The sequence below is a fragment of the Ruegeria sp. YTSA105 genome (genome assembly GCF_059610225.1).
In genome coordinates this window covers 38,711-57,187 of sequence record NZ_JBXWNE010000018.1, presented here as the reverse complement: position 1 = coordinate 57,187, position 18,477 = coordinate 38,711, and the positions used below count along the sequence as shown (strand labels likewise).

The following is an 18,477-nucleotide window of genomic DNA, read 5'->3' as shown; positions in this document are numbered from 1 at the left end:
TAATCAATAGCTCGCCTGAACGGCGTTCAGTGCTTGCTGATCCACCACAGGACGGGCGCGGGCCTGGGCGTCGCGAACATAGGCATCGAAAATGTTCTGTGCCAGAGCCTGATTCAGCTGAGCGGCCAGCGCTTGTTGAACCTGACGGCGTTCATCGGTCTCGGCAGGGGGCAACAATTCGTCAAGTCGAACGATCAACGCGACCCCGGCACCGGGAACGACACGATAGCTTCCTAGTTCCATGTCGAACACTTCCGGCATGAAACCTGCGGGTACATCTTCTAGAAATGCAGTTCGTGTCAGAGCGTTTTCCACGCGGTGAGGTAGGCCGGTCGTGGTGAAATCCCCGTTCTCCTGCAACTGCTCCAACACGGCATTCGCGTGGTCTTCCAACGCTTTGTCAGTTTGAACCTGTGTCCAGGCCGCCGCAACGCGATCACGCGCTGATTCCAGCGGTTCAGGCCGACGAGGCAGCGTTTCGTTCAGGCGCAGCGCAAAGATCGAACCGTCCTCCAGGAATGCAATCTCGGGAAAATCCCCGTCTTGCACGGCTTCGGCTGCACTGCGGAAACCGTCATATGCGGCCACGCCATCCTGACTGGCGCGAGTCCAGTCGATCTGTCCCAGCTCCATCCCGGTCTCGGCTGCTAACTCCTCGAGTGTTGCCCCGCCTGCAAGCAGGTCATTGATGTCTTCGGACTGAGCCTCGATCTGGCGGCGCGCACGGTCTGCGGCCAACTCTTCGCGCAGAGCTGGGGCGGCGTCTTCGAAGGGAGTGTTGTTCTCAGCCAGCGAGCCGTTGATACGAAAAAGGGCAGGGCCGAATACCGAGGGCAGAGGTCCAACAACAGTGTCCAGTTCAGCCGCGAAAATGGCCTCGGCCGCATCGCCTAGGTCGTCGCGGGTAACGTCGCCCAGATCCACGTCGCTCAGCTCAAGCTCACGGTCACGGACAAGTTGTTCGAAGGTTGTCCCGCCAACTTCAATCTGTGCCATGGCATCTTGCGCAGCGGCGTCATCAGAAAAAGAAAGGCGTTCAACAAGGCGGCGCTCGGGTTGCTGAAACTCGTCTGCGCGCTGTTCGAAAAGCCGGAGAACTGAATCTTCGTCCACCTCGACACTATCCAGCAGCATATTGGGCGACAGAATCGTATAGGTCAGCTTTTTGGTGCGGGGCAGGGAAAACTGGTCCTGGTTCTCGTCGTAATAGGCCTGGATTTGTTCATCGGTTGGGGTTGCAACCGGCTCTGCCAAAACTTCGGGTGAAACGGTTGCAACAGTAAAGCTGCGGCGGGCACCGACAAAGTCTGTCAGAACTTCAGTCAGGATCGAGGGCATTTCTACTCCGCTGACCACGGCATCCTGCACGATGGTCCGTGCGGATTCTTTCCTCAGATCGGTTTCAAACTCGGTGTCGGTCATGCCAACCTGTTCAAGCTGAAAGCGATATGCCTCACGGTCGAAAGAACCATCAGGCCCCTGAAACGCAGGGATCGAGACGATTTCTTCCTGCAAATTTTCATCGCCGATCGAAATACCCAGCAGACCAACTTCGTTATCCAAAGCAGCCAGCGCGGTGAGGCGCGACAGAGCCAGCTGGTCCAAGCCAAAATCGCGGGCCTGTGACATTTGCAGGGGCTGGCCGGTCTGGCTTTCGACCGCGCGGATTTCGCGCTGAAGTTCGCGGACGTAATCGTCAATCGAGATATCTTCGTTGCCCACCTGTGCTACAGTGCGCACAGTTCCAGTCAGGCTGGTCGCGCCAAATCCTGCAAGGCCCAGCATCAAAAGACCCATGAGGATCCAGACAAAGGTCTTTGATAGATTTTTCATGCCTGCGGCCATGGTGCCCTCTTGTTTTATTCGGCAAGTATTTGCCCTGTCGGTTGCGGCCCTGAATACGACGCGCACCGCCGGGGGGCAAGCTTAGAAGGAGAGAGCGTGCAGGCGGTCAAACAATTCCGTAATTCCGTTGCGATCAAGATTGGCAAATGCGATGCGGACTTGTCGTTTCCCGGCCGGGTCGTGATCGGGCATGAACATCGTGCCTGGCAGCAACAGAATGCTGGCATCCGTGACCAGCCGACGGGCTAAATCATCCGAAGAGATGTCAAACGGGTGTTCGAAATAGGCAAAATAGGCGCCCAACCCAAGCAACCGCCATCCTTTACTGGTCAGTTTGGGAAGTTGTCTTGTAATGACAGCGCGACGGTCGAGGATTTCCCTTCGTTCATCGGCCAGCCATTGCGACAGGTTTTGCATCCCCCAGAGCGCACCAAACTGACCGATTTGGTTTGGACAGATCGCGACGGTATCCAGAAATTTCTCAATCTCAGACAGCAGAGAGGGACTGGTCGCAACAGCACCTACTCGGTGACCGGTCAGACGGTAGGCCTTTGAAAACGAATATAGATGAATCAGAGTGTCATCCCAGCCCGGCTGAGCGAACAGATCATGGGGCGGGCCGCTGCGGCTGTCAAAATCGCGGTAGGTCTCATCCACCAAGAGCTTAATTCCGGTTTCGCGTGCCAGGTTGAAGAATGCGCTTAGCAGTTCGGCGGGATATTCGACGCCTCCGGGATTGTTCGGGGTGACCAGGGCAATGGCCCGAGTCCTTTCGGTGATCAAATCTCTTGCCGCGTTCGCGTCTGGCAACAGGTCATCATCAGTTCTCAGATCAATGGCATTAACACCTGTCATATCCAGCCACATTTTATGGTTGAAATACCACGGCGTGGGCAGAATGACCTCATCCCCTTGGTCTGTGATGGAGGAAATCGCAGCGGCGAAGGCCTGATTGCAGCCAGAAGTAATGGCAACCTGTTCCAGTGCGACAGGTGCGCCATAATGAACCGTAATCTGGCTGGCCAGTTCAGACCTGAGGGCGCTGTTGCCCAGAACCGGGCCATAGAGATGAGCGGAATCCTCGGTCGACGCATAAGCCGCCATCGCCTGACGCATCTCAAGTGGAGGCGGATCGACGGGGGCCGCCTGACTTACGTTTATCAAGGGCCGCTCTTCAGGGAAGGTCACGCCTTCGATCCACCGGCGCGCCTCCATGACTGGGGGCGGAAAGGTGGCGGCGGTGCGTGTCCGGGTCATCTCTGCGCCCCAGTCAGTTGCTGCGCTTGGGCCGGATCAATCCGTGCCCCGGTAGGGTTCGACATATTGCAAAGCCATATCCCACGGGAAGAAAATCCAGGTGTCCTGGCTGACTTCGGTGATGAAAGTGTCAACCATCGGGCGGCCTTTCGGCTTGGCATAAACCGTCGCGAAATGCGCCTTGGGATACATCGCCCGCACCAGTTCCAGAGTTTTGCCACTGTCGACCAGATCGTCGACAATCAGGATTCCGGTGCCGTCGCCCATGAGGTCAGCGTCGGGTGCTTTGAGCACTTCGGCTTCGCCTTGATCCTGGTGATGGTAGGAGCGCACGCTGATCGTGTCGACTGTGCGAATGTCCAGCTCGCGGCTGACAATCATCGCCGGTGCCATACCGCCACGGGTAATGGCAACGACGCCACGCCAGGCCCCATCATTCGGACCTTGCCCATCCAGCCGCCAAGCGAGCGCTCGGGAATCGCGGTGAATCTGATCCCAGCTGATGTGAAAGCCTTTTTCGTGGGGCAGGCGGTCCTTGGCACTCATGATTCAACCCTTCTCAACGTCTGGAGCATCAACGGCTTTCATACCGACGATGTGGTATCCCGAATCCACATGCAGGTTCTCACCAGTGACACCGCCGCTTAGATCGGAAAGCAGATACAGCGCCGAGTTGCCCACATCGTCGATGGTCACATTGCGGCGCAGGGGTGAGTTATATTCGTTCCACTTCATGATATAGCGGAAGTCGCCGATACCGCTGGCGGCCAGTGTCTTGATCGGCCCGGCCGAGATCGCATTCACACGAATGCCGTCCTTGCCTAAATCCTCGGCCAGATATTTGACCGATGCTTCCAGCGCGGCTTTGGCAACGCCCATGACATTATAATGCGGCATCACCTGTTCGGCGCCGTAATAGGTCAGGGTGATGGCGCTGCCGCCTTCGGTCATCATCTTTTCGGCACGCTGCATCACGGCGGTAAAGGAATAAACCGACACGTCCATCGTGAGGTTGAAATTCGCCCGCGACGTATCAACGTAGCGCCCGCGTAGCTCATTCTTGTCTGAAAAACCGATTGCGTGGACAACAAAGTCCAGCTTTCCCCATTTCTCGGACAGCGCATCGAACAATCCGTCGATCGAGGCTTCATCGCTGACATCGCAGGGCAGGACGATTTCACTGCCCAGCTGTGCCGCCAGTGGGTCAACGCGCTTTTTCAAGGCATCCCCTTGATATGAGAATGCTAACTCGGCCCCGGCCTCGGACAAGGCGCGGGCGATTCCCCATGCGATTGATTTGTCATTGGCCAGTCCCATGATGAGGCCGCGCTTTCCGGCCATCAACTGATTTGACATGTTCGGTTCTCCGCCTGTCTTCGCGTTATGTTGCGTTGGTTTATGCCATTGGCTGGTCTGCTTCAAGGCCGTGCACTCTTGCCCGTGGCGGGAACTCGCCCTAGGGTATCCCTCAATAGTTTCCAGGGGATGGAAATGAGCGAACGTGATGGCATCTTCGCAGGAACCGACCCATTTGCAATAGCAGGGCGGTGGCTGGGTGAAGCTGTGAAGAGTGAACCCAACGATCCTAACGCGATTGCACTGGCAACCGTGGGCGAAGATGGTATGCCCAATGTACGAATGGTGCTGTTGAAAGAGATCGAAGCCGACGCCTTCGTTTTCTACACAAATTACGAAAGTGCCAAGGCAGGCGAGTTGGACAATGCTGGCAAGGCGGCCTTCGTGATGCATTGGAAATCTTTGCGGCGTCAAATCCGCGTTCGTGGTACAATCACGCGCGAGGATGGACCAAAGGCTGATGAATATTATGCCTCCAGGTCCTTGAAAAGTCGGCTTGGTGCATGGGCGTCCAAGCAATCTCAGCCGCTTAGCAGCCGTTCCGCGCTGATGGCGGATGTGGCGAAAGTGACCGCAAGGCTTGGCCCTAACCCTCCGCGCCCTAAATTTTGGGGTGGTTACCGGCTTGTGCCGACGGAAATTGAATTCTGGGCAGACGGCGCATTTCGTCTGCATGACAGGTTCAGGTGGTGCCGGGATGACGCTGATTCCGAATGGCAGATTCAGAGGTTGAATCCATGACGTTCACGTGTCGCGAATTGCAATGCGCAGATAACAAAGGGATTTTTCACCTTGAATTTGCGCGTCAATCCCATACACATCGGACCCTTAACAAAGTGAAAAAAAACGCAGTGGGACCACAGTGCCAGAAGATCTGAACAACATGTACCGCGTCCGAGGACACGTTAAATGGTTCGACCCTGCCAAAGGATACGGCTTTGTCGTATCGGATGAAGGTGGGCCGGATATTCTGCTGCACGTAAACGTTTTGCGTAATTTCGGTCAAAGCTCGGTTGCAGACGGGGCGGGCATCGAAATTATGACGCATCGCACTGATCGCGGTGTGCAAGCTGTCGAAGTCATCAGCGTCGATCCGCCAGCGCGCGCCGATACGATGATGCTCGCGGATTTTGCTGAACTTGATCCAGTTGAGATTGCAGCGGCCCCTTTGGTGGCTGCGCGGGTTAAGTGGTTCGACAAGGGCAAGGGGTTTGGCTTCGCTAATGTATTCGGGCGTGGCGAGGATGTGTTCCTGCATATTGAGGTTCTACGCCGTTCGGGGCTTGCGGATCTGCAACCCGGTGAAGCATTGGCCATGCGGGTCATAGACGGACAGCGTGGTCGGATGGCGGCCCAGGTTATGGCCTGGGAAGCAGCTATGGATGACTGATCTGCCATGGCAGGGCTTTTCAAGGTTCTGACTGTCGTCTTGTTACTTTGGGCCGGTGGCGCAGAAGCCGCCTGTCGTACAGATCGTGTTAGCCTGAAAAATGATAAGTCCCAAATCGGCTTTGATATTGAACTCGCCGTGTCGCCACAGGAGCGATCGCGCGGACTCATGTTTCGAGAATCGCTTCCGGTACGTTCAGGGATGCTGTTTGTATTCGACCCGCCGCAACCTGTTGCGTTCTGGATGAAGAACACGCTGATTCCTCTGGACCTGATCTTCATAGATAAGACGGGTATGGTAACGAAAGTTCATCACAACGCGATTCCCGGTGATTTGACCCCCATCGGAGGGGGCGATTCGGTATTTGCGGTGTTGGAAATCAACGCTGGTCTCGCAGATCGTTATCTGATCACGCCCGGAACACAGATCCAGCACAAAGTTTTTTCACAAGGTCCGGCAATTTGGCCCTGTTAGGGCTTTTCAAATCAGAACGGCACGGTTAGGAAGGCGCACGGTTCGGGGCGTGGCGCAGTCTGGTAGCGCACCTGTTTTGGGTACAGGGGGTCGTAGGTTCGAATCCTGCCGCCCCGACCACTTCTTCAAAAATTAAAATGGCGACCCACCCATCGTTCGATAGATGGCGCTAAGGGTTTTATCCAATTCTTTGCTTTCTACAGGGACTTTTGCAGCAGGCCCTGTTTCGCGCGGCACATTAAAAAACAGATCCGCTTCAACTAGATAGCCACCTGCGTTTTTTTCGGCGGTCAGCCGAGTCACACTTTTGGGTAGGTTCTGTGGATAGCCGTCATAGTTGAGAATCAGGTAGGCTGTGGTCTTCGGAGGCAGGAGTTCCTGACACTCGAACTGACGATTTCCGATTTTCCTAAATTCCTCACCCGGGCCGTTGCAAGATGTCTCGAACGTAGCAAACAACTTGTCGGGAAAGGCTGAGAACTGCGCGCTGCGCGATGTGGCGGGCGTTTCTTGTGGCGTGCAGGCCACGATCAGGGCAAACAGGGAAATTATTCGAAACGCGGTCATTGATCGGTCTGCCCTTTGTTGGATGTGCTTTTAAGCGCACCTCTGAGTAATGTCGAAATCGGCCGGATGCTGATTCTATTTCAACCTAGACATCTTAAGGCTGGTTTATCAAATCGCGATAAGTAAGCCGGAAAGAACGGTTAATCGTATTGCGGACTTGGCCAGGTGATGGCGAACCATGGCGGATAACTCTGTGGAGGAATCGGAAACTGTCCTTCACCAGTTTGTCTATGCGGATTGGTCAACATAAAAGATTCCAAAAATGGCGGAAAAAGGCCGTTGACGATCTATGTGTGAATACGCCAGATTGTATAGGCCGAAAGTGCTGCCACTAAATCTGGTAGAAAATCCAGAACGTGGCACAGGGCGAGGGCTGGAGAGCACATCATACTTACGTGCGTCCGTCGGAACGGGGTCACGCTGCTTCGGGCAGCGGCCGGTTTCCTGCGCCCAAGATTTTCGGTTAGGGCAGATGGTCCGTTTATTGGGATCAAAAGCCAAGGGACAAGTTGATTGAATCTAGGGCGGCGGACATGAAGATTGACAGAAAATTTACCAAATCGGGACAGGATGCTTATGCAGAGCTTAAGTTCGCTTCTGCGACGTCAGAAATCCGAAACCCGGATGGGACCATCGTTTTCCGCCTAGACGATATCGAGGTTCCAACCAGCTGGAGCCAGGTCGCAAGCGACGTCATCGCGCAGAAGTATTTCCGCAAGGCAGGCGTTCCAACCAAGCTGAAGAAGGTCAAGGAAAAGGATGTCCCAGAATTTCTGTGGCGTTCTGTTCCGGCTGAGGACGCTGAATTTGGGGGCGAAATCTCGTCCAAACAGGTGTTTGACCGTCTTGCCGGCGCCTGGGCCTATTGGGGCTGGAAAGGTGGCTATTTCTCGACCGAGGATGACGCGAGCGCCTATTTCGACGAGATGCGTTATATGCTGGCGACTCAGCGCGCTGCGCCGAACAGCCCGCAATGGTTCAATACCGGCCTGCACTGGGCTTACGGAATCGATGGCCCGGCACAGGGGCACCACTATGTCGATTATAAGTCAGGCAAGCTGACCAAATCGAAATCCGCCTATGAACATCCGCAGCCGCATGCGTGTTTCATCCAGTCCGTAGATGATGATTTGGTGAACGAGGGTGGCATTATGGACCTGTGGGTCCGCGAGGCGCGCCTGTTCAAATACGGAAGCGGAACCGGGACCAACTTTAGCCACCTGCGTGGCGAGGGCGAGGCACTGTCGGGTGGCGGTAAATCCTCGGGTTTGATGGGCTTTCTCAAGATCGGCGACCGCGCCGCTGGCGCGATTAAATCAGGCGGCACGACCCGTCGAGCAGCAAAGATGGTCATCGTCGATGCAGATCACCCAGACATCGAGAAATTCATCGAATGGAAGGTGATCGAAGAGCAGAAGGTGGCCTCGATCGTTGCCGGATCGAAGATGCACGAGAAGATGCTGAACGGCATTTTCGAGGCCATCCGCAGCTGGGACGGCGCGCAGGAAGACGCGTATGATCCCAAGACGAATGACAGCCTGAAAAAGGCGGTTCGCGAGGCGAAAAATGTTGCGATCCCAGAGACTTACATCAAACGCGTTCTGGATTACGCCAAGCAGGGCCACGATAGCATCGAATTCCCGACCTACGATACGGATTGGGATTCGGAAGCCTACAGCTCGGTTTCGGGCCAGAACTCGAACAACTCGATTCGCGTAACCAACGCCTTCCTGACCGCTGTCGAGAAGGACGCGGACTGGGAGCTTATCAACCGCACAAACGGGAAAGTCGCCAAGACCGTCAAGGCGCGCGACCTGTGGGAAAAGGTTGGCCACGCGGCCTGGGCCTGCGCCGATCCCGGCATCCAGTTTCACGACACAGTCAACGAGTGGCATACATGCCCCAAAGATGGGGAGATTCGCGGATCGAACCCATGTTCGGAATATATGTTCCTCGATGATACGGCCTGTAATCTTGCGTCGATGAACTTGCTGACTTTCCTCAAGGATGATGAGTTCCAGGCAGTGGACTATATGCATGCCTCGCGCTTGTGGACCCTAACGCTGGAAATCTCGGTGACCATGGCGCAGTTCCCGTCCAAGGAAATCGCGCAGCTGTCCTATGACTTCCGCACTTTGGGTTTGGGCTATGCCAATATCGGCGGTCTGCTGATGAACATGGGCTATAGCTATGACTCGGATGAAGGCCGCGCGATCTGTGGCGCGCTGACCGCGATCATGACCGGTGTAGCCTATGCAACCTCGGCCGAGATCGCCGGCGAATTGGGTCCGTTCAATGGCTATGAGCGCAACGCCGATAACATGCTTCGGGTCATCCGCAACCACCGACGCGCATCTCAGGGTGTGACTGAAGGGTATGAGAAACTGGCAGTGAAGCCTGTACCTCTGGACCATGGCAACTGCCCGGATAAACGTTTGGTTGATCTGGCGATGTCAGCTTGGGATGAAGCGCTGAGCCTGGGTGAGCAGAACGGTTATCGCAACGCGCAGGCCACTGTGATTGCGCCAACAGGAACCATCGGTCTGGTGATGGATTGCGACACCACTGGGATCGAGCCGGACTTTGCTTTGGTGAAGTTCAAGAAACTGGCCGGTGGCGGGTATTTCAAAATCATCAACCGCTCGGTGCCTGCAGCGCTGGAAAAGCAGGGGTATTCCTCGGCTCAGATTGAAGAGATCGTCAGCTACGCGGTTGGTCATGGCACCATCGGCAACGCTCCGGGGATCAACCACACCTCGCTGACGGGTCACGGCTTTGGCCCCAATGAACTGGCCAAAGTGGATGCCGCGCTCGAAAGCGCCTTCGACATCCGGTTCGTGTTCAACCAGTGGACTCTGGGCGAGGATTTCTGCACCGGTGTTCTCGGCATTCCTGCGACCAAGCTGAATGACCCGACCTTCGATCTGCTGCGCCATCTGGGCTTTACCAAAGCGGATATCGACGCGGCCAACGACCACGTTTGCGGAACCATGACGCTGGAAGGCGCGCCGCATCTGAAGGAAGAGCATTATTCGATCTTCGACTGTGCCAATCCGTGCGGCAAAAAAGGCAAGCGTTTCCTGGGTGTTGATAGCCACATCACGATGATGGCCGCCGCGCAGAGCTTTATTTCAGGCGCGATCAGCAAGACGATCAACATGCCGAATGACGCCACCATCGAAGACTGCCAGAAGGCCTATGAGCTTTCCTGGTCGCTGGGTGTGAAGGCCAACGCGCTGTATCGCGACGGCTCGAAACTGTCGCAGCCATTGGCAGCCGCGCTGGTCGAGGATGACGAAGAGGCAGCAGAAGTTCTGGAAACCGGGACGCCGCAGGAAAAAGCCGTCGTTCTGGCCGAGAAGGTGATCGAGAAGGTTGTGGTCAAGGAAATGATCCGCAGCCATCGCGAAAAACTGCCCCATCGCCGCAAGGGCTATACGCAAAAAGCGATTGTCGGCGGCCACAAGGTCTATCTGCGCACCGGTGAGTTCGAAGACGGCCAACTGGGTGAGATCTTCATCGACATGCACAAGGAAGGCGCGGGCTTCCGGGCGATGATGAACAACTTTGCCATCGCCGTGTCGGTTGGCCTGCAATATGGCGTGCCGCTGGAAGAGTTCGTGGATGCCTTTACCTTCACCAAGTTCGAGCCCGCCGGGATGGTACAAGGCAACGACTCGATCAAAAACGCGACGTCGATCCTGGATTACATCTTCCGCGAATTGGCCGTGTCCTATCTGGACCGCACCGATCTGGCCCATGTGAAACCCGAAGGCGCAAGCTTTGACGATCTGGGTCGGGGTGAGGAAGAGGGCGTCTCGAACGTGTCCGAGATCAGCGAAAGCGCTGCATCCAAGTCTTTGGAAGTTCTGAAACAAATCAGCTCGACCGGGTATCTGCGCAAACGGATGCCGCAGGAACTGATGGTTCTCAATGGCGGACAAACCGTAGTTAACGGCATGGCCGAAACCGCAGCCACTTTCGAAGCTCCGGTGGTTGAATCCGCCGCCGCAACCGGAATGGATGCCCGCACCAAAGCCAAGATGCAGGGCTATGAGGGCGATCCCTGCGGTGAATGCGGAAACTACACGTTGGTGCGCAACGGCACTTGCATGAAATGCAACACCTGCGGCTCAACAAGCGGGTGTAGCTGAGTTAAGCGCCCCGGCAACCCGGGGCGCAGGGGTCGGAAGCTGCCACAGTTGCCGGCCCCGACGAATACGGATCAAGGCGCAGAGACTTACCTTCGATGCCTTGGTCCACTCGGCCGACATGCCCGTGTTGGCCGGGAACAGGGTGGGGCGGAATATTTGCTCTTTCCCACTCTTTCACGGAACGGGTGCGCTCGTTCCATGCGACGTCCAGGCCGCAGGCAAACAAAACACCGGGCGGTCAACGAATGGAGCCTGGATGGCGAAACTGACAGGGGGCTTCGGCCCCCTTTCTTTTTGTCCTAAAGCCGTTAACTCGGCAGAGCCTCGCCATATTGCCTGTTTCCCATCGGGCAAGAACCGCCGACCGTGTTTGGGGGAGTTTTACCCAGCGACAGACCGCGGATGCGACTCTGGCAAACACGCGGAGTTTGGCGCGAAATCAAAGCGATGGTACTCAGTGGCTGACAACTGGTGGTGATTGCGTGTTCTTGATGCTTGTCCGGACACAAAACACACAAACTCTATCAGGAGGCATCACAATGAAACTGAATACTCTGGTCACATTTTCCACACTTGCTTTTGCTCTGCCGACTTTGGCTGTCGCGCAGTCTGCGGCGGATACCAATGGGGACGGCGTTCTGACAATCGAAGAAGTTCAGGCCGTCGTGCCAGACGTTGATGCAAACGGATTTGCAGCAATGGATGCAAATGGCGACGGCGCGCTGGATCAGGATGAAATTGCAATCGCGCAGGAAGCCGGGTTGCTGCCATCTACAAACGGCTGATCAACAAATTATCAAGGCGGCCAGACGAAAATTCTGGCCGCCTTTCTAGGTGTTTATCTGGGTAGGTGAATGTTGAATTTACTGCGAATCTGCGCATCCAATGCCGGATCGAACTGTGCCGGAGAAGAGGTCGACAGGATTTCCAGTTTTCGCGCGGTCGCTTTTTCGATCAAGTCAGGTTTGCCAAGCTCGACCCATTCTTTCGGAGACGTTCGATCTCCATGTGCGGGATACACATAATCGGCCTGCATGCGCCCAAGTGTGGCATCGGTTCCCAAATAGTGACCGGGCCCACCAAGGCAAACCTCGGCCATCTGATCCAATGCCAGTGTTTCGTCAGATACTTCGATCCCGCGGACGCAGCGCATCGCCTGTCCGATAAGATCATCCCCTAAGATCAAGCTTTCAAAGCAAAAACCCAACAGAGACGAGTGCATCCCGGCGGATTCATAAACCATATTCAGGCCCGACAGGCCGGCCATGACGTTCGAGCACATCTGCTCCCATCCCGCTTGCATATCGGGCAATTTGGAATCCGACGCGCCTGCGGCGGCTCCGCCTGGCAGATCATAAAACTTGTGCATTTGGGCACAGCCAGCGCTGAGCAGAGCCTGTTCACCTGATCCTACGGACATGGCGCCTGTCCGAAGGTCCAACCCAAAGGGCCAGGTTCCAAAAATCGCCGGTGCACCTGGCTTTACGGCATTTACATAAACCAAACCGGCAAGACATTCTGCTGTCGCCTGGGCAATGGCGCCTGCGATTGTGGACGGAGCAGTTGCACCTGCCATTCCGGCCGAAAGAAGAAGAACAGGCATTCCTGCCTTGATGCATTCCTCCATCACCTGACAGCTTTCAGTGGCAAACTTCATGGGCGGTACGACAAAGCAGTTCGAGTTCGAGATGAATGGCCGCTCGCGCCACTTGTCTTCACCGCCTGCGATCATGTGGATTAGTTCCATCGCTGGCGCGACATAACTAGGATCGGTGAACGATGTGCCGATATGCTTGTAAGTGCCAGAACTACAAGCATAAATCGTGTTCAGGTCCATCTCGAGATTGTCGGAAATATCGCGACAAACCATCGGGCGTTGGACAAAATGGATGTTATCCAGCTGTTGGCAAATCCGCGCGGCATCGTGCAGATCCTGCACAGTCGAATCGCGGTATTCGCGGCCGTTGACTTCAACCATACTGACAGCGGCACCGGCGGTCCCATAGTGAACCTTTGCCCCCGACAATTCCAGGTCAGTTTGACCATCCCGGCTGAACAATGTGACCGAGCGGTTGGCTTTGGCAATGGTGTCTTCAACCAGCGCGCGCGGAAACCGGATGCGTCCGTCGTCGCCAAGTGTGCAGCCCGCGCCAACCAGATAGTCGATCCCGCTTTGCGGAGCATCCGCCAGACCTATGGTTTCAAGCGCCTGCAGCGCGGCCTCGTGAATGCGTTCGACTTGTGGCTGAGTCAGTGGCTTGTAGCGTCCGCCCTCCATTCCCGGGCGGATAGGGCGCAGATGATCAGGCAGAGCAGATGCGCGGGCAGCACGACGCGCAGCACGTCCGCCACTGCGGGAAGAGTTACGGGGTTGGTCGTTCATGTTTAGGATCCAATAGTGAGAAACGTATTTTGAGAGGCCTTACAAAAAGCCTGAAGGACGCCCCCTGGCAGCACGTCCCCGATCCGCGCCGATTGTGCGGCTGATCAGGTGGATTTTCCAAAATTCGTTCTGCATTTGGTTCCTCATCCAGTGGCCGCAGTGTTCCAATTCAGAACGGCATTATCTGTTCTATTTGCGACCTTGATGCCGAAAAGCGAAGCAAATTCTCAAGTGATTGTTGCCTAAAGATATTTTTCCCCGAGGCGGTCGAAATCTGCTATAATTTCTCTGCTTACTTGAATTGGGCCACTAGGCTAAACACTTTTTTAACGAATGCGGCCCAGTTTGTAGCAAATTGATCTGAATACTCGAAAGCATTGCTGAAAGGTTTTTGGTGAATCGTAGGAAGGTGCATATCGCATTAATTGTTGCTCTGGCGACATCCGGCTTCTCACCGGCTTTGGCCGAGGATTGGAGCGGTGCCTATGCGGGATTCAGCTTTGGCTATGCTGATGCAGACGGGCCGAATGGTTCAAGCGGCAGCGACACCAGCTTTGGTCCTCATCTCGGGTATGACTTTGATTTCGGCAAGTTCGTGTTGGGTGGTGAGCTTGAGTATAACCGGCTGTCGCTGAATCTTGGTCAGGGCGAAGGTAGCCTGGATAGCATGACCCGGCTGAAATTGCGCGGCGGATACGATTTCGGCAATGCGTTGGGATATGTGGTTATCGGTGCGGCGCGCGTGGATTCCACGGTCGAAAACGATACCGCAGCGGTTTATGGCATTGGTGTCGCTTATCCGATTGGCAATAATTTCGTCATCAGCGGTGAGGCGCTGCGCCAGAATTTCAATGACGTTACCCGATCGAATGGGGGGCTGGATTCGAATGTGTTCAATCTGCGTACGACATTTCGGTTCTAGCAAGATTTCCAGATTGAATCTGATCTGAGCTGCCGAATTCACGACTATGAAGGTCTGGCGTTTGCGGAGCATGGCGTCGATTTCCTGTTCCAATTCAGGGCGTTCGCCAATCACTCCCCGGTCATGATAGAACGTAAGGCTTGGCGCGGCGGGATAGCCGTGCTAGAGGATGATCCATGAACCGGATGACCTGCATCATTATCTGCTGCATTACCTGCTGATTTATCAAGCGGGCCGGTTTCTTTCGTTTTCTTCCCTGAGACAAGTTGCTAAGCCCGCGCCAACGCGAGACGCTATGCCGTTCTTAGGAGCCGACAGATGAAGACGATCAAACTGCACAACACACGGACACGGACAAAAGAGGATTTCGTTCCGATCAGCGCCGACAATGTGCGGATGTATGTCTGTGGACCTACCGTCTATGACCGTGCCCATCTGGGTAACGCGCGGCCCGTGGTCGTGTTTGATGTGCTCTATCGTTTGCTGCGGCATGTTTATGGCGCAGATCATGTGACCTATGTGCGCAATTTCACCGATGTGGATGACAAGATCAACGCGACCGCGTTGTCTCGACAGAAGGCCGGGGCCAAAGGGTCGCTGGAGGATTTGGTGCAGGAACGATCGGATGAAACCATTGGCTGGTATCTGCACGACATGGGCGCGCTGGGGGCGTTGGAGCCGACCGAGATGCCGCGCGCGACGCAATATATTACTCAAATGGTCGCGATGATCGAGGATCTGATTGCCAAGGGTCACGCCTATGCGGCCGAAGGGCATGTTCTGTTCGCGGTGGACAGTTGGAAAGAGCAGTACGGAGCCCTGTCCGGTCGGTCCGTGGATGATATGATCGCGGGTGCTCGGGTCGAAGTTGCGCCGTATAAGAAGAACCCGATGGATTTCGTTCTGTGGAAACCGTCTACCGACGAGTTGCCCGGGTGGGAGTCTCCTTGGGGTCGAGGGCGTCCGGGTTGGCATATCGAATGCTCGGCCATGAGCTATGAGCTGTTGGGTGAGAGCTTTGACATTCACGGTGGTGGCAACGATCTGATGTTTCCGCACCATGAAAACGAGATCGCCCAGAGCAAATGCGCCCACCCGCATGGCGAGTTTGCGCGCGTTTGGCTGCACAATGAGATGTTGCAGGTCGAAGGCAAGAAAATGTCCAAATCGCTGGGCAACTTCTTCACCGTGCACGATCTTCTGGAGCAGGGCGTGCCCGGTGAGGTGATCCGCTTTGTCTTTTTGCAGACCCATTATCGCAAGCCGATGGACTGGACCGAGAAAAAGGCGCGTGAAGCCGAGGCAACGCTGCGCAAGTGGCGGGCGCTGACAGCAGACATCGAGCCCGCCGCCAGCGCGGCGCCCGCGGTCATCGCTGCGCTGAGCGATGATCTGAACACAGCGGGCGCCATCACCGAGCTATACCGGCTGGCGTCCGAAGGTGACCATGCAAGCCTGTTGGCTGGCGCCCAGGTTATGGGGCTGTTGATGCCCGAAATGGGTGCATGGGCCGATCTGGCCTCAGTGGATTTGGGGTCGTATGCGGATAAACTGGCAGAAGCGCGGGCCGGGGCGATGCAGAGCAAGGATTTCTCAGAGGTGGATCGCCTGAAAGCAGTATATGTGGCAGCTGGCCTTGAAGTGCGGATGAGCAAAGAAGGTGTAGAGTTGGTTCCTGGTACCGGCTTTGACCTTACCAAGTTGGAGGGAGTGTTATGACAAAAACTCGCCTCTACCTCTACGACACCACCTTGCGCGATGGGCAGCAGACGCAGGGCGTGCAGTTCTCGACCGCTGAGAAGGTGCAGATCGCGCAGGCGCTGGACGAGTTGGGTGTGGATTACATCGAAGGTGGTTGGCCCGGTGCGAACCCGACTGACAGTGCGTTTTTTGATGCCGCGCCGAAAACTGCGGCGCGGTTGACCGCTTTTGGGATGACCAAACGCGCGGGTCGGTCGGCTGAGAATGACGATGTTCTTGCGGCGGTGATGAACGCTGGCACGAAGGCAGTGTGTCTTGTGGGCAAGTCGCATGATTACCACGTGACCCAGGCGCTGGGGATCACTCTGGAGGAGAATGTCGAGAACGTGCGCGCCTCGGTTGCGCATATCGTGGCGCAGGGGCGTGAGGCGCTTTTTGACGCCGAGCATTTCTTTGATGGCTACAGGGACAATCCCGGATATGCGGTCCAGGTTTGCAAGGCCGCTTTAGAGGCCGGAGCTCGCTGGGTTGTTCTGTGTGACACCAATGGGGGCGCATTGCCCGGTGAAGTGTCGCGGGTTGTGGCCGAGGTGATTGCCGCAGGCCTGCCCGGGGATCGTTTGGGCATTCATACGCATAATGATACGGAAAATGCGGTTGCATGCTCTCTGGCTGCTGTGGATGCGGGCGTGCGTCAGGTTCAGGGAACGCTGAACGGGTTGGGCGAGCGTTGCGGGAATGCAAATCTGACCGCCTTGATCCCGACCTTGTTGCTGAAAGAGCCTTATGTGTCGCAGTTTGATATCGGGGTCAGCGTCGGGGCCTTGGCGGGTCTGACTCGGGTCAGCCGTATGTTGGACGAAATCCTGAACCGGGTGCCCAGCAAGCAGGCGGCCTATGTGGGTGCGTCGGCTTTTGCACATAAGGCGGGGCTGCATGCCAGCGCGATCCTGAAGGATCCGTCGACATACGAACATGTCGATCCGGCGACTGTCGGCAATGCACGGATCATCCCGATGTCGAACCAGGCGGGGCAGTCGAATCTGCGTAAACGCCTGACTGAGGCCGGCCTGAGCGTGGAAAGTGGTGATCCGGCGCTGGGGCGCATTCTTGACCGGATCAAGCAACGCGAGGCCGAAGGCTATTCTTATGACACAGCCCAGGCCAGTTTTGAGCTGTTGGCGCGCGATGAGCTGGGCCAGTTGCCCGCGTTTTTCGAGGTCAAACGCTATAAGGTCACGGTCGAGCGGCGTAAGAACAAATACGACAAGATGGTCAGCCTGTCCGAGGCCGTTGTCGTGGTAAAAGTCGACGGGGAAAAGAAGCTGTCGGTCAGTGAATCTCTGGACGAAGATGGCAGCGACCGGGGTCCGGTGAACGCTTTGGCCAAGGCTCTGGCCAAGGATCTGGGGCAATATTCGCGGATATTGGACGACATGCATCTGGTCGATTTCAAGGTGCGGATCACCCAAGGCGGAACCGAGGCCGTGACGCGGGTCATCATCGACAGCGAAGACGGGCAGGGGCGGCGCTGGTCAACTGTCGGGGTCAGCGCGAACATAGTGGATGCGTCGTTTGAGGCCCTATTGGATGCGATCCAGTGGAAGCTTGTACGGGATTGCCGTCCTCGGGCGGTGGTGGCCGAGTGACGGTGCAGTTCAATGACGATCTGAAGGCCTGTGCTGCATTGGTGCATCGCGCCGATCCGGACCGGTTCATGGCGGCGATGGCCGCGCCGGTTGCCGCACGTTCGGTTCTGTTTCCGATCTATGCCCTGAATGTCGAGGTCGCCCGAGCGCCCTGGGTCACGCAAGAGGCGATGATTGCCGAAATGCGCCTGCAATGGTGGCGCGATGCATTGCAGGAAATTGCTGAAGGTCCGACTGTGCGTCGACATGAGGTCGTGACGCCGTTATCGCAGGTTCTTTCCCCACATCTGGCGGTGATGCTGGATGAATACGTGGCCGTAAGGCGCTGGGATATTTATCGCGATCCTTTCGAGGACGAGGCCCATTTCGAGGCCTACCTCAATCACAGCTCAGCCAGTTTGATGGTCGCGTCGGCGCAATCTTTGGGTGAGGCCGACGAGCCTGTGTTGCGAGATTTCGGCTATGCCGTTGGCGTGGCGAACTGGTTGCGCGCAATCCCGGATCTTGAAGCGCGCAGGCGTATTCCTTTGTTGGATGGAACACCCGATGCAGTGCGCGCTCTGGCGCAAAAGGCTCTGAACCGGTTACGGCGCGCACAGGGACAGCGTCTGGCGATTTCACCAGAGGCGCGCCCGGCGCTTTTGGCGGGTTGGCAATCTGAATGGGTGTTGCGCAAGGCGATTGCTCAGCCAGATCGCGTGGCCGCAGGGAATTTGATGCAGGGTGAGGTTCGGCGCCGGGTTTCCCTGATGTGGAAGGTGGTCCGGGGTCGCTGGTAG

At 56.2% G+C, this 18,477-nt stretch carries 15 protein-coding genes and 1 tRNA gene; 10 read left to right on the top strand and 6 right to left on the bottom strand.

Annotated features, from left to right (window positions below):
• Nucleotides 1–3: 3 nt before the first annotated feature.
• From AC2FH2_RS17990 to fabI, 4 genes are all read right to left on the bottom strand, one after another.
• The gene (locus tag AC2FH2_RS17990) at nt 4–1,845 is read right to left on the bottom strand and encodes a peptidylprolyl isomerase (protein ID WP_281994571.1); all 1,842 of its coding nucleotides are present in this window, start codon (nt 1,843–1,845) and stop codon (nt 4–6) included.
• Between the two features lie 81 nt (nt 1,846–1,926).
• Nucleotides 1,927–3,102: an aminotransferase gene (locus AC2FH2_RS17985; protein ID WP_496824694.1), complete on the bottom strand. Its 1,176-nt coding sequence runs from the start codon at nt 3,100–3,102 to the stop codon at nt 1,927–1,929.
• Between the two features lie 36 nt (nt 3,103–3,138).
• Nucleotides 3,139–3,648, bottom strand: a complete 510-nt coding sequence (gene gpt, locus AC2FH2_RS17980; RefSeq protein ID WP_142633622.1) for a xanthine phosphoribosyltransferase — start codon at nt 3,646–3,648, stop codon at nt 3,139–3,141.
• 3 nt (nt 3,649–3,651) lie between these two features.
• A complete protein-coding gene (gene fabI, locus AC2FH2_RS17975) occupies nt 3,652–4,458 on the bottom strand; it encodes an enoyl-ACP reductase FabI (protein WP_142633624.1) in 807 nt (268 codons plus the stop codon).
• 135 nt (nt 4,459–4,593) lie between these two features.
• On the opposite strand from fabI, the gene pdxH reads away from it, so the two are divergent.
• From pdxH to AC2FH2_RS17955, 4 genes are all read left to right on the top strand, one after another.
• On the top strand, nt 4,594–5,199 hold the full coding sequence (gene pdxH / locus AC2FH2_RS17970) for a pyridoxamine 5'-phosphate oxidase (RefSeq protein ID WP_271947254.1): 606 nt from the start codon (nt 4,594–4,596) through the stop codon (nt 5,197–5,199).
• A gap of 142 nt (nt 5,200–5,341) precedes the next feature.
• Nucleotides 5,342–5,848: a cold-shock protein gene (locus AC2FH2_RS17965; RefSeq protein ID WP_282021219.1), complete on the top strand. Its 507-nt coding sequence runs from the start codon at nt 5,342–5,344 to the stop codon at nt 5,846–5,848.
• A gap of 6 nt (nt 5,849–5,854) precedes the next feature.
• Entirely contained in the window at nt 5,855–6,322 is a 468-nt protein-coding gene (locus tag AC2FH2_RS17960; RefSeq protein WP_496824692.1) for a DUF192 domain-containing protein, read from the top strand.
• Nucleotides 6,323–6,365: 43 nt separating this feature from the next.
• Nucleotides 6,366–6,442, top strand: a tRNA-Pro gene (locus AC2FH2_RS17955).
• Between the two features lie 12 nt (nt 6,443–6,454).
• Here AC2FH2_RS17955 and AC2FH2_RS17950 read toward each other — a convergent pair.
• Complete coding sequence (locus AC2FH2_RS17950; RefSeq protein ID WP_496675753.1) at nt 6,455–6,889, bottom strand: hypothetical protein; 435 nt, start codon at nt 6,887–6,889, stop codon at nt 6,455–6,457.
• A 533-nt stretch (nt 6,890–7,422) separates the two neighbouring features.
• On the opposite strand from AC2FH2_RS17950, the gene AC2FH2_RS17945 reads away from it, so the two are divergent.
• Together AC2FH2_RS17945 and AC2FH2_RS17940 are read left to right on the top strand one after the other, a co-directional pair.
• Complete coding sequence (locus tag AC2FH2_RS17945) at nt 7,423–11,043, top strand: vitamin B12-dependent ribonucleotide reductase (protein ID WP_496824690.1); 3,621 nt, start codon at nt 7,423–7,425, stop codon at nt 11,041–11,043.
• A gap of 539 nt (nt 11,044–11,582) precedes the next feature.
• A complete protein-coding gene (locus tag AC2FH2_RS17940) occupies nt 11,583–11,828 on the top strand; it encodes an EF-hand domain-containing protein (RefSeq protein ID WP_281972051.1) in 246 nt (81 codons plus the stop codon).
• A gap of 53 nt (nt 11,829–11,881) precedes the next feature.
• Here AC2FH2_RS17940 and AC2FH2_RS17935 read toward each other — a convergent pair whose 3' ends face one another.
• On the bottom strand, nt 11,882–13,426 hold the full coding sequence (locus AC2FH2_RS17935) for a trimethylamine methyltransferase family protein (RefSeq protein ID WP_142633641.1): 1,545 nt from the start codon (nt 13,424–13,426) through the stop codon (nt 11,882–11,884).
• Nucleotides 13,427–13,835: 409 nt separating this feature from the next.
• On the opposite strand from AC2FH2_RS17935, the gene AC2FH2_RS17930 reads away from it, so the two are divergent.
• From AC2FH2_RS17930 to AC2FH2_RS17915, 4 genes are all read left to right on the top strand, one after another.
• Nucleotides 13,836–14,348: an outer membrane protein gene (locus tag AC2FH2_RS17930; protein WP_142633643.1), complete on the top strand. Its 513-nt coding sequence runs from the start codon at nt 13,836–13,838 to the stop codon at nt 14,346–14,348.
• Nucleotides 14,349–14,666: 318 nt separating this feature from the next.
• Nucleotides 14,667–16,067: a cysteine--tRNA ligase gene (gene cysS, locus AC2FH2_RS17925; RefSeq protein WP_496688172.1), complete on the top strand. Its 1,401-nt coding sequence runs from the start codon at nt 14,667–14,669 to the stop codon at nt 16,065–16,067.
• Nucleotides 16,064–17,698: a citramalate synthase gene (gene cimA / locus AC2FH2_RS17920; RefSeq protein WP_496688170.1), complete on the top strand. Its 1,635-nt coding sequence runs from the start codon at nt 16,064–16,066 to the stop codon at nt 17,696–17,698. Before cysS ends, cimA begins: the two co-directional genes overlap by 4 nt.
• A gap of 2 nt (nt 17,699–17,700) precedes the next feature.
• Nucleotides 17,701–18,477: a squalene/phytoene synthase family protein gene (locus tag AC2FH2_RS17915; protein ID WP_282027478.1), complete on the top strand. Its 777-nt coding sequence runs from the start codon at nt 17,701–17,703 to the stop codon at nt 18,475–18,477.

What these genes read in the sequence shown, in the direction of transcription:
- AC2FH2_RS17990 (WP_281994571.1), bottom strand. Translation starts at nt 1,845, where the DNA reads ATGGCCGCAGGCATGAAAAATCTATCAAAGACCTTTGTCTGGATCCTC.
- AC2FH2_RS17985 (WP_496824694.1), bottom strand. Translation starts at nt 3,102, where the DNA reads ATGACCCGGACACGCACCGCCGCCACCTTTCCGCCCCCAGTCATGGAG.
- gpt (WP_142633622.1), bottom strand. Translation starts at nt 3,648, where the DNA reads ATGAGTGCCAAGGACCGCCTGCCCCACGAAAAAGGCTTTCACATCAGC.
- fabI (WP_142633624.1), bottom strand. Translation starts at nt 4,458, where the DNA reads ATGTCAAATCAGTTGATGGCCGGAAAGCGCGGCCTCATCATGGGACTG.
- pdxH (WP_271947254.1), top strand. Translation starts at nt 4,594, where the DNA reads ATGAGCGAACGTGATGGCATCTTCGCAGGAACCGACCCATTTGCAATA.
- AC2FH2_RS17965 (WP_282021219.1), top strand. Translation starts at nt 5,342, where the DNA reads ATGTACCGCGTCCGAGGACACGTTAAATGGTTCGACCCTGCCAAAGGA.
- AC2FH2_RS17960 (WP_496824692.1), top strand. Translation starts at nt 5,855, where the DNA reads ATGGCAGGGCTTTTCAAGGTTCTGACTGTCGTCTTGTTACTTTGGGCC.
- AC2FH2_RS17950 (WP_496675753.1), bottom strand. Translation starts at nt 6,889, where the DNA reads ATGACCGCGTTTCGAATAATTTCCCTGTTTGCCCTGATCGTGGCCTGC.
- AC2FH2_RS17945 (WP_496824690.1), top strand. Translation starts at nt 7,423, where the DNA reads ATGAAGATTGACAGAAAATTTACCAAATCGGGACAGGATGCTTATGCA.
- AC2FH2_RS17940 (WP_281972051.1), top strand. Translation starts at nt 11,583, where the DNA reads ATGAAACTGAATACTCTGGTCACATTTTCCACACTTGCTTTTGCTCTG.
- AC2FH2_RS17935 (WP_142633641.1), bottom strand. Translation starts at nt 13,426, where the DNA reads ATGAACGACCAACCCCGTAACTCTTCCCGCAGTGGCGGACGTGCTGCG.
- cysS (WP_496688172.1), top strand. Translation starts at nt 14,667, where the DNA reads ATGAAGACGATCAAACTGCACAACACACGGACACGGACAAAAGAGGAT.
- cimA (WP_496688170.1), top strand. Translation starts at nt 16,064, where the DNA reads ATGACAAAAACTCGCCTCTACCTCTACGACACCACCTTGCGCGATGGG.